15 protein-coding genes are annotated in these 15,887 nt (G+C 62.7%); 5 read left to right on the top strand and 10 right to left on the bottom strand.

The window, feature by feature from the left end:
- Window positions 1-200: 200 nt before the first annotated feature.
- Window positions 201-1,076: a dienelactone hydrolase family protein gene (locus AC1DZP_RS10515; RefSeq protein WP_477302096.1), complete on the top strand. Its 876-nt coding sequence runs from the start codon at window positions 201-203 to the stop codon at window positions 1,074-1,076.
- A gap of 83 nt (window positions 1,077-1,159) precedes the next feature.
- Here AC1DZP_RS10515 and AC1DZP_RS10520 read toward each other — a convergent pair whose 3' ends face one another.
- From AC1DZP_RS10520 to AC1DZP_RS10530, 3 genes are all read right to left on the bottom strand, one after another.
- Window positions 1,160-1,609: a response regulator gene (locus tag AC1DZP_RS10520; RefSeq protein ID WP_095087049.1), complete on the bottom strand. Its 450-nt coding sequence runs from the start codon at window positions 1,607-1,609 to the stop codon at window positions 1,160-1,162.
- A complete protein-coding gene (locus AC1DZP_RS10525; RefSeq protein ID WP_477302098.1) occupies window positions 1,606-2,754 on the bottom strand; it encodes a histidine kinase dimerization/phosphoacceptor domain -containing protein in 1,149 nt (382 codons plus the stop codon). The genes AC1DZP_RS10520 and AC1DZP_RS10525 overlap by 4 nt, the downstream gene beginning before the upstream one ends.
- 138 nt (window positions 2,755-2,892) lie before the next feature.
- Window positions 2,893-3,810, bottom strand: coding sequence for an EamA family transporter (locus AC1DZP_RS10530; RefSeq protein WP_477302100.1), 918 nt, complete (start codon window positions 3,808-3,810; stop codon window positions 2,893-2,895).
- Window positions 3,811-3,899: 89 nt separating this feature from the next.
- Here AC1DZP_RS10530 and AC1DZP_RS10535 point away from each other — a divergent pair, with 89 nt between their 5' ends.
- A complete protein-coding gene (locus AC1DZP_RS10535; protein ID WP_477227020.1) occupies window positions 3,900-4,379 on the top strand; it encodes an Lrp/AsnC family transcriptional regulator in 480 nt (159 codons plus the stop codon).
- Window positions 4,380-4,403: 24 nt separating this feature from the next.
- Here the strand turns inward: AC1DZP_RS10535 and AC1DZP_RS10540 are convergent, their stop codons facing one another.
- Window positions 4,404-4,601, bottom strand: coding sequence for a hypothetical protein (locus AC1DZP_RS10540; RefSeq protein WP_095087062.1), 198 nt, complete (start codon window positions 4,599-4,601; stop codon window positions 4,404-4,406).
- A gap of 143 nt (window positions 4,602-4,744) precedes the next feature.
- Entirely contained in the window at window positions 4,745-5,230 is a 486-nt protein-coding gene (locus tag AC1DZP_RS10545; RefSeq protein ID WP_477302102.1) for a thioesterase family protein, read from the bottom strand.
- A 202-nt stretch (window positions 5,231-5,432) separates the two neighbouring features.
- On the opposite strand from AC1DZP_RS10545, the gene AC1DZP_RS10550 reads away from it, so the two are divergent.
- Complete coding sequence (locus AC1DZP_RS10550; protein ID WP_477302104.1) at window positions 5,433-6,845, top strand: FAD-binding oxidoreductase; 1,413 nt, start codon at window positions 5,433-5,435, stop codon at window positions 6,843-6,845.
- A gap of 78 nt (window positions 6,846-6,923) precedes the next feature.
- On the opposite strand, the gene AC1DZP_RS10555 is transcribed toward AC1DZP_RS10550, so the two are convergent.
- Entirely contained in the window at window positions 6,924-7,142 is a 219-nt protein-coding gene (locus tag AC1DZP_RS10555; RefSeq protein ID WP_477302106.1) for a hypothetical protein, read from the bottom strand.
- A 142-nt stretch (window positions 7,143-7,284) separates the two neighbouring features.
- Here AC1DZP_RS10555 and AC1DZP_RS10560 point away from each other — a divergent pair, with 142 nt between their 5' ends.
- Window positions 7,285-8,772 carry a winged helix-turn-helix domain-containing tetratricopeptide repeat protein gene (locus AC1DZP_RS10560; RefSeq protein ID WP_477302108.1) on the top strand — a complete coding sequence of 496 codons (1,488 nt, stop codon included), beginning with the start codon at window positions 7,285-7,287 and terminating at the stop codon, window positions 8,770-8,772.
- A gap of 144 nt (window positions 8,773-8,916) precedes the next feature.
- On the opposite strand, the gene AC1DZP_RS10565 is transcribed toward AC1DZP_RS10560, so the two are convergent.
- Window positions 8,917-9,903 (bottom strand): Dyp-type peroxidase, encoded by a 987-nt coding sequence (locus AC1DZP_RS10565; protein WP_477302110.1) that lies wholly within the window; start codon window positions 9,901-9,903, stop codon window positions 8,917-8,919.
- A 178-nt stretch (window positions 9,904-10,081) separates the two neighbouring features.
- Between AC1DZP_RS10565 and AC1DZP_RS10570 the strand changes: the two genes are divergently transcribed.
- Window positions 10,082-13,996, top strand: coding sequence for an AsmA family protein (locus tag AC1DZP_RS10570; protein ID WP_477302112.1), 3,915 nt, complete (start codon window positions 10,082-10,084; stop codon window positions 13,994-13,996).
- A 31-nt stretch (window positions 13,997-14,027) separates the two neighbouring features.
- On the opposite strand, the gene AC1DZP_RS10575 is transcribed toward AC1DZP_RS10570, so the two are convergent.
- The 3 genes from AC1DZP_RS10575 to AC1DZP_RS10585 all read right to left on the bottom strand — a co-directional run bounded on the left by AC1DZP_RS10575 (window position 14,028) and on the right by AC1DZP_RS10585 (window position 15,785).
- On the bottom strand, window positions 14,028-14,909 hold the full coding sequence (locus tag AC1DZP_RS10575; protein ID WP_477302114.1) for a sigma-70 family RNA polymerase sigma factor: 882 nt from the start codon (window positions 14,907-14,909) through the stop codon (window positions 14,028-14,030).
- Window positions 14,910-14,924: 15 nt separating this feature from the next.
- Complete coding sequence (locus tag AC1DZP_RS10580) at window positions 14,925-15,230, bottom strand: hypothetical protein (RefSeq protein ID WP_477227026.1); 306 nt, start codon at window positions 15,228-15,230, stop codon at window positions 14,925-14,927.
- Window positions 15,231-15,353: 123 nt separating this feature from the next.
- Complete coding sequence (locus AC1DZP_RS10585) at window positions 15,354-15,785, bottom strand: MarR family winged helix-turn-helix transcriptional regulator (protein ID WP_477302116.1); 432 nt, start codon at window positions 15,783-15,785, stop codon at window positions 15,354-15,356.
- Window positions 15,786-15,887 lie beyond the last annotated feature (102 nt).

Raw genomic sequence — 15,887 nt, forward strand, 5'->3', positions numbered from 1 at the left:
CGCGGCCGACGTCTGTCAGTGTCCCCCACTATTGTGGCAGCGCCATCAGGATTTGTGGCCGATGACCAAAACGTGATGATGCTGGAAGCCTCCAGGGCATTCGCGAGGGAAGGACGAGGTGTCACCGGGCCGTGACTGGACGACAGGAGCCTCGCCCCTATCTTGCGAACGATGCCACAGCGGATCGAAGGAGCGCGCCCATGACGAAACCTGCCATCACCCAGGCGATGATCGACGCCTACGATGAATACACCCATCTGACACTCGACCGCCGCCGCTTCATGGAGCAACTGACCCGGCTCGCCGGATCGGGTGCTGCCGCCGCCGCAATCGCACCGCTGCTGGCGGCAAATTCGGCGCAAGCGGCAATCGTCGCCGACAACGATCCACGCGTGAAGGGCGAGGACATCACATATGCCGGCAGTGGGGGCGAGATGAAGGGCTATCTGGTCAAGCCGGCGAGCCAGTCCGGCAAGCTCGGCACCGTCATCGTCATCCACGAGAACAGGGGACTCAACCCGCATATACGCGATGTGGCGCGGCGCGTGGCGCTGGAAGGGTTCGTGGCGCTGGCCCCGGATTTCCTGTCGCCGCTCGGCGGCACGCCTGATGACGAGGACAAGGCGCGCGACATGTTCGCCAAACTGGATTCCGCGCAGACCGTCGCCAACGGGGTGGCAACGGTCGCTTTCCTCAAGGCCGAAAAGGACGGCAACGGCAAGGTCGGCGCCGTTGGCTTCTGCTGGGGCGGGGGCACGGCAAACATGTTGGCGGTCAACGCGCCCGATCTCAGCGCCTCCGTCGCCTATTACGGGATGCAGCCGAAGGCCGCCGATGTGTCGAAGATCAAGGCTGCACTGCTGCTGCACTATGCCGGGCTGGACGAGCGCACCAATGCCGGCATCGACGCCTTCAAGAAGGAGCTCGATGCCGCGCATGTCGAATACACGGTGTATGTCTATGAAGGCGCCAACCACGCCTTCAACAATGACACCTCGGCGGCGCGCTACGACAAGAAGGCGGCCGATCTCGCCTGGGGGCGCACGATCGCATTCTTCAAGGAGAAGCTGGCGTAGAGCTTTTCATCGCGGTAACGCCGCGCCGCTCGGATTTGCCTTAGGGAAAGCGCTACGCGCTTTCCCGTGCTCCAGCTTTGGAGTCAGGCACCTGAGGACGCCCAGACGGTTTCGAAGGCCGGCGACAGCGTGAAGCCGGACGGCAGCACCGAGACGGGCGGCGGACGGCGCACGCCTTCCTGCAGATAGCGTAACGCGGAGGTCAGCCCGTTCATCGTGTAAGGTTTGGCAATCACGCCGATCGCGCCTGCGAAATGATCGGGAATACGTTTCGGGTTGGCGGTCATGAACACCACCATGGCGTTCTTCTTCTGGCCGATATATTCGGCCACTTCGACGCCGGTCGGCCCGTCGGTCAGATGAATGTCGACAAAGGCGATGTCGGCGGCCGTTGTATCCACCATGGTCCTTGCTTCGGTCAGGGAGGTCGCCCAGCCAACGACGCTGTGGCCGGCGTCCTCGACAAGGCCTTCCAGTTCCATTGCCAGCAGCGCTTCGTCTTCGACGATCAGGACCTTGAGCGGTTCAATCATGACAGATTCCCTTTTTGCTGCGGTTCGTTCGGCATCGAGATGATAACTTTGGTGCCGGGGCCGGCGTCGCGCCATTCGATGTCGGCTCGCAGCTGACGGGCCAGCGACTTGATCAGCCGCATGCCGAAAGACCCGTCGCCGCTGGCATCAGCCATGCCGACCCCATCATCGGACACCTCGATGTTGAAGTGGCCGTCAGGCTGGCTCATCTTGATGCCGATGCGTCCCGCCCTCGTGCCGTCCGGCTTATCCTTGAAAGCATGTTTTAGCGCGTTGGTGACAAGCTCATTGACCATCAGGGCGACGGGCGTTGCCTTTTCAGCCGAAATGACGATGGGTTCGAGGTCGAGGGTCGACTTGATCTCCGAACGTCCCGAAGCCGTGAGCAGGTCGGATACGAGATCCCTGGCGAAATCCGAGACGTCGAACCGGCTAACGTCCTTCGACTGGTAGAGCCGGCGGTGGACGGTGCTCAGCGCCTCGATGCGCGCCAGCATGGTGGACAGCGACTGCTTGGTCGATTCGTCCTTCATGGTCCGGCTCTGCATGATGATCAGTGAGGAGATCATCTGCAGGTTGTTCTTCACCCGATGGTCGACCTCGTGGAGCAGGGTTGTCTGCGCCTCGAGTGCGGCTTCAAGCTCGCTGGTACGTTCCTGTACTGCCTTCTCGAAGCGGTCCTTGTCCGCTTTTACGCGATGCTCCGAGCTCTTGCGGTCCGAGACGTCCAGTTGCGAGGCGAAAAAGAACTGCAATTCGCCTTTGTCGTTGGAAACCGGACTGATGTAGAGCGCATTCCAGAAGCTGGAACCGTCCTTGCGGTAGTTCAGAAGATCGACGGCGATGTCGGCTCGATCTTCGATCGCGGCGCGCACCTTGTCGACGGCGGCCTTGTCGGTCTTGGGTCCTTGCAGGAAACGGCAGTTCTTACCCATGACCTCGTCGCGCTCATAGCCGGTCAGGCGCAGGAACGCGTCATTTGCAAAGACGATCGGATTGTCCTGTTGCCGGGGATCGGTGATGATCATCGACATGCGGGTGGCGCGGATGGCGGCGGCGAACGGATCGCCCTTGCCGTGTTCTGCATGCAGATCGTCTGTCATGCGCCAGGCGTCAGCCGGTTCCCTGGTCCGTTTCCAGTCCATTTCTTTCTACTCCAAGCCGTTTTCGTGGGGACCAACGGCTCAGGAGTGGAAATAGTTCAATCTTGAGCCATTTTATCGCAGTCTGGCGAATCGCGGAGCTCAAGAGTTGTTGATTTAAGCCTTTGATAATAAACTGTTTTATTCAACTTGTCTGACGGCTGCGGGTTTATGCAAGGCAACGCCAGCGACGACCAAAATGATGCCGAAGCAGTCAATGAGGCTCGGAATCTGGCGCAAGACGATGACGCCGATCAGCGTCGCGGTGACCGGCAGACACGACAGCATCAGCGCAAAGCTCGCGCGCGGCAGCCGCGACATGGCGAGTTGGTCGCAGATGTAGGGAATGACCGACGAGCAAATGCCGACGCCGATGGCGGCGAGCAACAGCACTGGTGAGAAAAGGGCCGGCAGCGCGTCGGTGAGGCCGATCGGCAGCACGACGATGAAGGCAATGGCCATCGCTGCGCCGAGGCCCGCTATGCCGTCGCCTGCGCCCGCGCGGGCGACGCGGTGGCCGAGCACGATGTAGCCAACGAACAGAACCCCGTTGAGGAAGGCCCAGGACAGGCCGAGCGGATCGCTCGACCACTTGACGTCGATGAGCAGCAGAGTGCCGGCGACGGCAATGGCAAGCGCGGCGAGATTGCGCGTGCTCCTGAGGCCGATCAGCGCAATGCCGATGGTGCCGACGAATTCGATTGCCGCGACCAGCGAAATCGGCAAGCGGTCGAGCGCCAGGTAGAACGAACAGTTCATCACCGCCAGGCAGGCGCCAAAGGCCAGCAACAGCAGCCGCGTCGAGCGATCGGCGCGGGCGAAGGTTCGCCATGGACGGGTCACTGGCGCGAAGACCAGGGCTGCGGTGGCGATGCGCAGCCACGCCATGCCGAGCACGCCGACATGCGGAAACAGCAGCACGGCGAATGCCGGCCCGAGATAATGGAAGACGGCGCTGACGCCAAACCAGACATGCGGCGGCAGTCTTGTCGCCAGCCCGCTCTGGACAGGGCCGGCAGGGGAAGGGCTTGCCGCGAGAGCTTGCGTTTGATCATCCATCGGATCAGTATCGCAGGCAGTATTGTCGATTTATATGGGTGATGATTGGCTCGTCTGGCTATCTCTCTCCCGGAAGCAAGGAGATTTCCTTGAAACGCCTTCGAACTGAAAGCGCCGACCTCGATGCGGCGGATATGAAGATCCTGCGGCTGCTGGAAAAGGACGCGCGCATCAGCACGGCGGAGCTTGCCCGCTCGGTCGGCCTGTCGGCGCCGAGTGTCGCCGAGCGCATCAAGCGGCTGCAGGAGAGCGGCGTCATCGAGGCCTATTCGGTCAGGATCAACCCTGCGGCACTTGGCCTGCCGCTATCGGCATGGCTGCGCATCCGTCCGGTGCCGGGGCAACTGGCTGTGGTGGCCGAGATCATCCGCGAGCTGCCGGAGATTGCGCAATGCGACCGGGTGACAGGTGAGGACTGTTTCATCGCGCTGGCGCATGTCGGCTCCGTGGCCGAGCTCGAACGGGTGATCGACCGCATCATTCCCTACGCGATGACCAACACGGCGATCATTCAGTCGTCGCCGGTGGTGGCGCGCTCGCCGCTGGGAGCGGTGAAGCGCCAGTCTTGAAGGCGAGGATGTCGGTCGAAGGCTCTAGGCGTGGCCGCGCTTCATGCGCGCCTGCTTCAGGATGGCGCGCCAGCGGATCATGTCGAACGGGATCGGCTCGTTGTTGTTGGCGATGTGGAAGATCTCGTTGTTGACGTTCTTGAGCGAGCGCCAGAAATCATAGTCGGTGATGCGCGGATCGGCTACCAGCCTGTCCACCTCGACCTTGATGTCGGTTTTCATGCACGTCCCTCGAACCGGCTTCGCCCGCCGCCGTATCGCAACCCATGAGCATCGTTCTCGACCGCTCCGCTGAGTCGTTCAATGGCTCAATTGGCTTGTTCCCGTTAAAACCTCGGTAAGGTTAACGTGGCTGTCGAGCCGCTTCAAGCGGTCTTGCGGCGAATCCCGATCGAACGGCCGGCGCGCTCCGGCATCGGCAGTGCCGAATGGGCGGCGCGCATGGCTTCGACCTTGGCAAGCACATCGGCGGGAAAGGGCGCCACCTTCGGCCCGGACATGTCGACATGCAGTGAAAGCGATTCCGATGTCGCGGCCAGCCAGCCGTCGACGTGGCGGATTTCCTGGTAGACCCGAAGTCGCTTGTCGTCATGGTCGATCAGCTGGAAGGTGACGGTGACCTTGTGCTCGAGGTGCAGCTCCTGCACGTAGCAGACATGGACTTCCGCCGTGTAGATGGTGAGGCGGCGGTCCCTGGCGTAATTCGGCCCCATGCCCATCGCCTCAAAGGCGTCGTCCGAGCAGCGGTCGAACAGCACGTTGTAATAGGCCATGTTGAGATGGCCGTTATAGTCGATCCAGTCCTTCTCGATGTCCATGGATTGGGAGACGAAGGGGGCGGGAATGGGCATCGAAACTTCCTTGTTCTGGTGCTGGACAGACTGTTGCCGGTGAGACTAGATCGGTTCATCGTTTCACGGAAACGCCGAACTGCTCTATCTCCTTGTTTGACGCAATTCCGGACGGAAGCTTCACGCCTTTCCTGGAATCGCCGAGCGCATCATCCATAGATGCACAACAAGGGTGCGCGCTGGTCCATTCGCGGAGGAATTCATGGCTCTGAGCGACCTTAATCTGGTCGAACGCAACGAGGAAGGCATCGCGGCGGTGCTCGGCATCCTCAAGCAGCGACTCGGCGAGCGCTTCCAGACTGGCCAGGCCATCCGTTCCCAGCACGCGCACACCACCACCTATATTCCGACGCAGGCGCCGGATGGTGTCGCCTTCCCGGAGACGACGGCCGAGGTGCAGGAGATCGTGCGCGCCTGCGCCGCGTATCGGGTGCCGGTGATCGCCTTCGGCGTTGGCTCATCGCTGGAAGGCCACACCAATGCGCCGGGCGGCGGCATCTCGGTCGATACGTCGCGAATGAACCGCATCCTTGCGGTCAATCCGCAGGATCTCGACTGCACGGTCGAAGCCGGCGTTACCCGCGAGGATTTGAACCGGCATTTGCGCGACACCGGCCTGTTCTTTCCGATCGATCCGGGCGCCAATGCTTCGCTCGGCGGCATGGCGGCAACGCGGGCGTCCGGCACCAATGCCGTGCGCTACGGCACGATGCGCGAGAACGTGCTGTCGCTTACCGCCGTCATGGCCGACGGCGAGACGGTGACGACCGGCAAGCGCGCGAAAAAGAGCTCGGCCGGCTACGATTTGACGCGATTGCTGGTCGGCTCGGAGGGCACGCTTGGCATCATCACATCGCTGACACTGAAGCTGCAAGGCATTCCGCAAGCGATCTCCGGCGGCGTTTGTCCCTTCCCGAGTGTCGAGGCGGCCTGCAACGCGGTCATCGCGACGATCCAGATGGGCATTCCGGTGGCGCGCATCGAACTGGTCAATGCACTGCAGATGCGGGCGATGAAGAACTATTCGAAACTCGATTATCCCGAGAGCCCGTGCCTTTTCGTCGAATTCCACGGCAGCGACGCCGGCGTTGCCGAGCAGGCCGAGACCTTCGGCATGATCGCCGAGGAGAATGGCGGCGGGCCGTTCCTGTGGACCAGTGTCGTCGAGGAGCGGACGAAATTGTGGAAGGCGAGGCACGACGCCTACTGGTCGTCGCTGACGCTGCGGCCGGGCGCCAAGGGACTGTCGACCGATGTCTGCGTGCCGATCTCGCGCTTTGCCGAATGCGTCACGGAGACCGAAGCCGATATCGCGGAGATGGGGCTGATCGCGCCGATCGTAGGCCATGCCGGCGACGGTAATTTTCACGTGCTGGTGCTGATGGACGTCGACGACCCCAAGGAGATCGCGCTGTCGGAAAAATTCGTCGCGCGGCTCAACATGCGGGCGATCGCCATGGATGGCACCTGCACCGGCGAGCACGGCATCGGCCAGGGCAAGATCGGCTTCCTGCGCCATGAACTCGGCCACGGCGTCGACATCATGCGCACCATCAAGCAGGCGCTCGATCCGCTTGATATCATGAACCCGGGCAAGATATTGCCTGGAAATTAGGGCGCGGACTTGTTAGCGCGTAGTTGGCTCGACCCAATCGCGAAGCTTGCGCTGAACCACTCGGCGAGGACTTGCAGGTCACCAGTTGGGATCTCGGCCTTCAAGATCTTCGTCCGGGACGATCGGCGGTTGGCGACGAAGACCGGTGTATGGGTCCAGGTAGGCCATTTTGAATGCGTCGCCCATCACACCGCATATGGCGTTGAGAGTTGCGCCGATTGCAAGCCTCGGAAAGCCTAGCCGAGGCAGTTTAAGGCGTCGGATGTTAATCAGGACGGTGGTGGAGATGTCGGCCATGGTGTCCTCCAGTGACGGTGAGAATGACACCGTGTCCCACTCAGGTCCTTGGCTCGGACCTGAAAGGTTCTGAACTACCCTGAAGTTCGCCTTCAGGACCGTCTTGGGTTATCGTTGCCTCGAGGGACGGGTTCTTTTGCAAATGGACTTGGAGTTTGGGAATTATCGTCTGAAACGCGCCGAACGGCTGCTGCTGGGTCCCAAGGGGCCGATGGAGCTGTCGACGCGATCCTTCGACATCCTCGCCACGTTGCTGGAGAGGCCGGACGAGGTGATCGGCAAGACCGAACTCTTCGATGCTGTCTGGCCCGGCGTGGTGGTGGAGGAGAACACGCTGCAGGTCCACATTTCGGCGCTGCGAAAACTGCTGCCCGCTGAAATGATCGTAACCGTCCATGGTCGCGGCTATAAATATGCTGGTCCCAAGCCCTTTGTGGCTATCGCAGAGGCTACAGCGCCGGCCAGAGCGTCCATCGCTGTTCTTCCCTTCGACAACATGAGCGGCGACCGGGAGCAGGGCTATTTCAGCGACGGGATAACCGAAGACATCATCACCGAGCTTGGCAAGTTCAGGGAGTTCCTGGTCATTGCGCGGAACTCTTCCTTCCAGTTCCGCGGCAAGGCGAATGACGTGGCCGAGGTGGCGAAGAGACTTGGCGTCCAGTATGTCGTCGAAGGCAGCGTGCGGAAGATCGGCAACCGGGTGCGGGTCACCGTGCAGCTGATCGACGCATCTTCAACAGCTCACATCTGGGGCGAGCACTACGACCGCGAACTCGATGATATTTTCGCCATCCAGGATGAAATCACCCAGATGATTGCAGCCCGCCTGGCCCGCCAGGCCAGAACCGCGATTGCATCGCGCGCCAGGGCCCGGCCGACGGACAACATGTCGGCCTATGAGTTTTACCTCCGGGCGCTGCAATTGGCGGCCGTCTATGACGCCGCGCACGAAGCGGAACCGTTTCTGCGCCAGGCGGTAAAGCTCGATCCGCGGTTTGCTGCTGCCCACGCCATGCTCGGCGTTGTCGAGACCCTCAAATTCTTCTGGGTCTACTATAATTCAGATTATCTGCATTCCGCGCTGGAGATGGCAAAAACCGCGTTGCAACTCGACCCCGACGGGGCGTATGGCCATCTCGCGACCGGCTTTGCTCTCTTGTACTTGCGCCAATTCAGGCAGGCTGAAATCAGTCTTGACCGTGCGGTTGCCCTGAATCCCAACGACCCGTTCATCCTCAGTATCCGTGCCCTTTTCCTCAATTACACGGACAGGCCGGATGAGGCGCTTGTTGAAATAAACCAAGCCCAGCGCCGCGACCCTTACGCTGTGGGATGGTATGAGGACTTTCGCGGCATCATACTGACCACTGCTGGACGATATCGCGAGGCAACGGCCTGCTACGCGAAAATGGCGAGCGTACCGCGGTGGTCGCTCGTTCGTCTTGTCGTCTGCCATTGCGAACTCGGCGAAATCGAGCAAGCGCAAGACGTCCTGGCAAAAGTCAAGGCACATTACCCTGGACTAGGCCTTGACGAGATCGTCGATGCGGAATTGGATTTCTTTGAGGATCCCGCTGTGTGCAGCCGTTACCGCGCGATCCTGGCCAGTGTCGACCGGCAAGAATAAGCGTCTCCCAAGCCGCAGCCCGCTGTGAGCTGTGATTGCCCATCGACCCGTCTCAAGACAACGCGCCGCGTCGGACGGCCCTGCCTTCAACTTGCGCACCTCGCGCAAGGGCATGCGGTCGGTGGCAAACCAGAGGACGGCGGACTACCGTGCGGCCGCAGGCTTCTCCTGCGCGCCCTGAACAAGCTTTTGCAGCATGGGGCGGGTTGGCGCGAAGAACGTCGCGCCGGTGTGCGGCGTGGAGAAATCGAGCAACCGGTCGTAAGCGCCCGGCGGGTCACCGATGTACATTCTCTGCAGCATCTTCTCGATCACCCAGAGATACCTGGTGTAGCCGATAAAATAGGTTCCGAATTCTCGTCGCCCCGGCTGGCCGAAGGGCATGTTGTCGCGCAAGATGTCATATTCGTTGCCATCGGCATCCTCGATGGTGGCCAACGACTTGTGCGATTTGCGCGGCGCGGCGTCATCATCGATTTCGATGTTGTCGATCTTGGTGCGGCCGATGATCTCTTCCTGGAGGGGCGTTGGCGTTCGCGCCCACGCATTGAGATCGTGCAGATATTTCTGAACGACGACATAGCTGCCGCCGGCGAAGTCGGCATCTTCGTCGCCGACGAGCGCCGAGGCGGGCAGATCGAGACCGGTCGGGTTGGCCGTGCCGTCGACAAAGCCGAGCAGGTCACGCGCATCGAAATAGCGGAAGCCCGAGACCTCGTCGACGACCGTCACGCCGTCGCCAAGGCTGTCGAGCAGGATGCGCTCGAACTCGAAGCACATGTCGGGGCGTTCGGACCGGATGTGGAAGAGAAGGTCGCCCGCTGTCGACGGCGCCGAATGAACCGCGCCCTTGATCGGCGCAAACGATCTCAGCTCCAGCGGCCGCCGGTCTGGAGAGAGACGATCCCAGAGCTCGCGGCCGACGCCGGCGATGCAGGACAGGTGGCCGGACAGGTCACGGAATCCGACAGTCTTGACGAGATCGTCAAGCCCGCCGAGCACGGCCGCGACCTTGGCCAGAGCGCTTTGCTCGCTGGCGACGGTGACGACAAGAAAGACCGCCGACAACGACAGTGGAGCATCGACGCTCTGCGCATCGATCGGCACGCGGTCCCAGTTCTTCCCTGACATCCGAAAAATCTCCGCTTTTCCAGGATTTGTTTCAGATCATCCGGCTTCACGCAACTGCGGATGAGACATCACGCAACCTGCGGATGAGGCATCACGCAACGCTGGACGAATTGCCTCTTTATCGACACGCGGATGCAGGTAGAGTGCGGCAGAATTTCAATCAACCCGTTTGGAGCTGATGCTCGCACGCCTGTTCGTGATCTTCGGTGGCCTGTTCGTGCTGGTGCTCTGTGCGGCGCTAGTGGTGCCGTATTTTGTCGACTGGACCGGCTACCGCGCCGAATTCGAGCGCGAGGCCAGCGCCATCCTCGGCCGCAAGGTGACGGTGCAGGGCGATGCCACGGCGCGGCTGTTGCCGTTTCCCTCGGTGACCTTTTCCAACGTTACCGTCGCCGGTGGCCCGAATGGCCAGCCGGCCATGACCGTCGAGACGTTTTCGATGGATGCGGAGCTGGCGCCCTTCCTGCGTGGCGAGGTGCTGATCTTCGACATGCGGCTGGTGCGGCCGCAAGCGACCATCGATATTGCCAGCAACGGTACCGTCGACTGGGCGATGCGACCGTCCTCGCCCTTCGACCTCAACCAGATTTCCATCGAAAAGCTGACGGTGACCGAAGGGCAGATCAAACTCAGCCATGCCGCCGGCGGACGCAGCCATCTCATTTCCGAGATCAATTCGACGATCTCGGCCAAGTCGCTGGCCGGGCCATGGCGCATGGACGGCACGCTGCGGCTCGACGGCCTTCGCACCACGGTCGTGGCGTCCACCGGCAAGGTCGAAGGCACCGGGCAGATGCGGCTTCGGCTGAAGGCCGATCCCGATGCCTATCCGCTGGTCATCGAAACCGACGGCAATGCCGGCATCGTCAAGGGTGCCGCCGTCTACTCCGGCCAGTTCAAGATCTCCGGTGCCGACAAGAACAGCGCCGCGCTGCGCGGCAACGACGGCGAGACGGTGAAGGTCAGTGCTGGCAAGCCCGATCCGGGCTTTCGGCTGAACGGCAAGTTTTCGCTCGACCACCAGAAGCTCGGTGTCGACGAATTCCGCTTCGAGACGGGGCCTCTCGACAACCCGTACACCGCCGACGGCAAGGCTTCTGTCGATCTCGGCCTGAAGCCGAGCTTCGCCATCGAGGCCAGTGGCGCGCAGGTGCAGTTCGACGAGGCGGTGGGCGCCGAGGCCGACGCCGGTGCGACGCTCGATCAGCGCATCGCGGCGCTTGAGCAAGCGTTGCACGAGCTGCCGAAGCCAACCATGCCCGGCACCGTCGAGGTCAAGCTGCCGGCGGTGGTCGCCGGCGATACCACGGTGCGCGACGTCCATCTTTCCGCCGAGCCGACCGATGGCGGCTGGTTGGTGGAATCGCTCGCCGCGACACTGCCTGGCCGCACCACGCTGGAAGCCAATGGCATGCTCAGCGTCGAGAATCATTTCGGCTTCACCGGCTCGCTGCTGCTGGCCGTGGCGCAACCTTCAGGCTTTGCCGCCTGGCTGTCGAAGGATGTCGACGAGGCGATCCGCCGTCTGCCGGCCGCCGGTTTCAAGGCCACGGTCGATCTCACGGAAAAGCGCCAGGCCTTCAGCGATCTCGAATTGATCCTGGGCAAGGCGAAGTTTTCCGGCAGTATCGATTCCAGCCAGCCTGACGATGCCAAACCGTCGGTGCTGATGCGGCTCGAAGGCGGTGAGCTCGATGTCGACGGGCTGGCGGCCTTCGCCTCGATCTTCGTCAGCGACAAGGGCGCCAACCGCTTTGCCGACCGCGACCTGGATTTCCAGATCAAGGCCGGGCCGGTCAGCGCCGGCGGCCTGACCGCCGACACGGTCGACACGGCGCTGAGGCTACGCGACGGGTTGCTTGAAATCGACCGACTGTCGTTGGGCGGGTTGGCCGGCGCCTCGATCAGCGCCACCGGCCGGATCAAGGATTTTCCGGCAAGTCCGACCGGAAAGCTCGACGCTTCGGTGGTTGCCGTCGATCTCAAGCCGCTGGTCGACGTCGCCGCACAGCACTATCCCGACAATGCCGTGCTGAAGGGGCTTGCGAGCCGTGCGGCGGCCTATCCCGAGCTGTTCCAGGATGCGCGCGTCGACCTTGTGGCAAGTGCCGCCGACAATGGCGATGGCACCACGGGGCTGGCGGTGAGCGGCCAAGGCAAGGCCGGCGGCTCGGCCTTTTCGGCGTCGCTGTCGGGGAAGGGAGCCGCGGAGAAGTTGCTCGAAGCGCCGGTGACGCTGACCTTCAACGCCAGGAACCCTGACGCCACCGCCCTGCTGGCGCTCTACGGCCTGCCGGCGCTGCCGCTCGGCATGCTGGGCGAGGCGAGCACGGACGTTCAGGCCAAGGGCACGCTTGGCGGCGGCCTGGCGACGACTTTCAGCCTCGCCGGCAACGACTTCAAGGCTGGTTTCGTGGGAACCGTTGCGGACACGCCGCAAGGGGCTACCGTCAAAGGCAAGCTCAGCCTCGATGCCGCCGACATCGAGCCGTGGCTGATGACGACCGGCATCGGCCTGCCGGGCATGGGCGCTGGCATGTCGGCGTCACTCGCGGCGCAGGGCGACTATGGCAACGGCCTGTTGGTGCTGGATAATCTCAGCGGTGCCCTAAACGAGGCGGCGGTGTCCGGCGACGTCAATGTCGAGGTCAAGGACGGCGTGCCGCATCTGGCCGGCGCGCTGGTGCTCGACGAACTTGATCTCGATCCGATGGCGGTGGCGCTGTTCGGCGATTCCGCTTTCCTTGCCAATAAGAGTGGGGGCGACAAGAATGGTGGCTGGCCGGCTGCTCCGTTCAGCCAGAAATCCAGTCTGCCGTTCACCGCCGATCTCGACCTGACGACGGCGGCACTTGCCGCCGGGCCGTTCGCCACCGCCTATGACGCCGGCTTCTCGCTCAAACTCGACCAGGAAGGCATCCGGGTTTCGGACCTCAAGGCGAAATTCCTCAATGGTGCGCTGACAGGACTGTTCGAATTGAAGAACAATGACGGCACCGGACTTTTCAGCGGCCAGATGAAACTGGCCGGCGCCGATCTGGCGACCGTGCTGCCGAATGCCGGCATCAGCGGCAATGGCGACTTTTCGACGGCGCTGTCGACCAGCGGCAAGTCGGTCGATGCGATGGTGGCCGCTCTGTCCGGCTCCGGCACGGCGGCGCTGAAGGGCTTGCAGGTCGCCGGCGTCAATCCCGATGCGTTCAACGCGCTTCTTGCCAAGGCGGATGTGATAGGGCGCGACATCGACGCGGCCAAGACCGCCGCCTTCGCGCCGCAAATCGCCGCCGATGGCAGTTTTGCCGCCAAGGATACATCTGTCGCCTTCACGGTTGCCGGCGGCACGGTGCGGGCACCGCCGATCAGCCTGGAGAATCCGGCGGCGACCTTGTCCGCCGACATTATTGCGGACCTCAACGCATCCATGGTTTCCGCCAAGGGGGCGATCACCTATAGGCCCGGCGACGACGCGCTGGTCGGCTCCGAGCCGGTCGTGAACTTCACCGCCGAGGGGCCGTTCGGCGCCGTGAAACGGCAGTTCGACAGCGAGCCGCTGGCACAGTTCCTGACCCAGCGCGCGCTGGAAAGGGAACAGCGGCGCGTCGAGGCGATGCAGGCGGCGCTGCTCGAAAAGCAGCGGCTGCGGCGCGAGGTGCGCTACTACGCGGCGTTGCAGGACGAACGCGACAGGGCGGCCGAGGAACTGCGCCAACAGGAGGAAGCGGCGCGGCTGAAAGCCGAGGCCGACGCCAGGGCAAAGGCGCAAGCAGATGCGCAGGCCCAAGCTGAAGCGGATGCAAAGGCGAAAGCCGATGCCGAAGCGAAAGCCCAGGCAGATGCCGAGGCCGCGGCCCAGCAGCAGGCCGCCGACGAGGCAGCCAAGGCGCAGGCCGACGAGCAGGAACGGCAGAAGGCGGAGGAGGCAAGACGCATCGCCTCGCAGGAAAAGGCAAGGCTCGAGGCCGAACGCAAGGCCGCGCAGCAGGCCCCGAAGGTGGAGCGTGCGCCGCTGCCGGAGGCCAACGACAGCCCGCCGCCGGCCAAGCCGAAGTCCAATCCGTTCACCATCGACAATCTGCTGAAGTCGTTGCAGTAGCGGAAACTACCGCCGGCGCTGAACAATTGCCTCAGAGGACGGACATCTCGGCGCTGTCCGCAACGTAGCGAGCGTGACGAAAATCGCGAATGGCGGCAAGCCTGCCCGCCTGCCATCCCAGCAGCACGAAGTAGGAAGGCCGCACCGTCAGGTCATTTGGATCGCAGACAAGGACTGCCGGCCTGCCTTCGACGAAGCCCGGCACGAAACGCCAATCCTGGACCGACGAATAATTGCGGAAATAGGTGCCCACTTGCCCGCGGCCATTCAGCCGCGCCCTGGCCACCAGTTCCAGCCGCACCTCGTCCGCCAGCATGTCGCGCACCGCATCGAAATCGCGGGCGTTGAAGCGATCGATGTAGGCGTCGAGGAGCAGGCGTTCGGACGCACTCAGCCTGGGGGAAGGGCGATCCTCGGGTTCATCGGCGAGCTGGCGCAGGCGGCCGCGGCCACGATGCAGCGCCGCCTTGATGGCCGGAATGCTGGTGTCGAGCATGGCGCTGATCTCCTGCAGCGAATAGCCCAGGACATCCATCATGATGATGCTGCTTCGCTGTGCGACGGGAAGGCGCATGAAGGTGTGCAGGCCGGCGGCCGCGGCCTGACGATCGACGGTGGGATTGGCCGGGTCGACGATCATGTCCGGATACTCATCGGAAAAGGCCTTTTCACGGGCGCGACGGCGCAGGAAATCAAGCGCCGCATTGTGGGCGATGCGGAACAGCCAGCCTTCCGGATTCGCTATCGGGCCGGTGTCGGGCAGCGCTTCGAACGCCTTGGCCAGGGCTTCCTGCAGCACGTCTTCACCGTCGATGGCCGAGCCCGTCATGCGGGCGCAGTAGCGGTGCAGCTTGGGCCGCAATTCCCCGAACAAGCGATCGAAGGGATCGCGGATATCGCCAGGGATGTTCATGCGCCTCTATCCCGACTACTCGCCCAGCATCCGATAGCTGCCTACGACGGTCATTTCGTCACGTTGGGGGCGCTCAACGCAACGGTCCCGGATGCCGTTCTGAAAGGCCTCGAATGCCGCAAGCCCGGTGATGAGTTCGGCATGGGCATCAGTTTCCGTTTCGACCAGATGGACAAAGGTCCCGTCGCCGGCCCGCAAGGTCATATAGCGAACGCCGTCCGGAGATTTATCGCTCAGTTCCTGGAATACGGCCTTGATCAGGCGCTCGTTCTCATCGGCCAGCTCCGGCTTGGTCTTGTAGCGTATCAGGTGGCGTTTCATCGTGGTTGTTCCTTGAATCGTGTTTCGCCTTGCCGGCCCACTCCTGTCGAGACGTTCCCGGGAAGCCCGAGGATTCGGGGTGCCAGGAATTATTCGGTGCCGTGCCGCCACGACACCGGTGCGTCACTCACGGACGAGCAGGCGCTTGAGCATGGGTTCGATGCGTGACAGCTCGTCGAGATGTGCTGCCGACAGCTCGGCCAGGCAATCGTCGGCGCGCTCGGTCAGCCGCAGCAGCACGCGGCGATGGTCATCCTTGTCCTGATCCCTTGCCACCAGTCCTGCCTCGCAAAGGCGGTTGACCAGCTCGACGGCGCTGTGATGACGAATGCGCAGGCGCTCCGCCAGATCGCCAACCGTCACCGGTCCGCCGCCCGGGAATCCCTTGATTGCAAGCAACGCCTGATGCTGGCGCGGCGTCAGGCCGGCGTCTTCCGCCTGGATCTGGCTGAATTCGAGGAAGCGGCGGATCAGGTAGCGAAATTCGGACAGCCGCTGGTAGTCGGACTGCTTGATGGCGGGGCGTGGTTTCTGCGGCTGCGTCATACCAGACATTTGTTCGTTTTCCAGGAAAGCTCAAACGGATTTCGCGCAAAACCGGCTTGAATATTTATATCGTCTTACGATACATAGCCAGCCGACAAAGCCGGCTGGCCG

The organism is Mesorhizobium sp. P2_F8 (assembly GCF_056403655.1).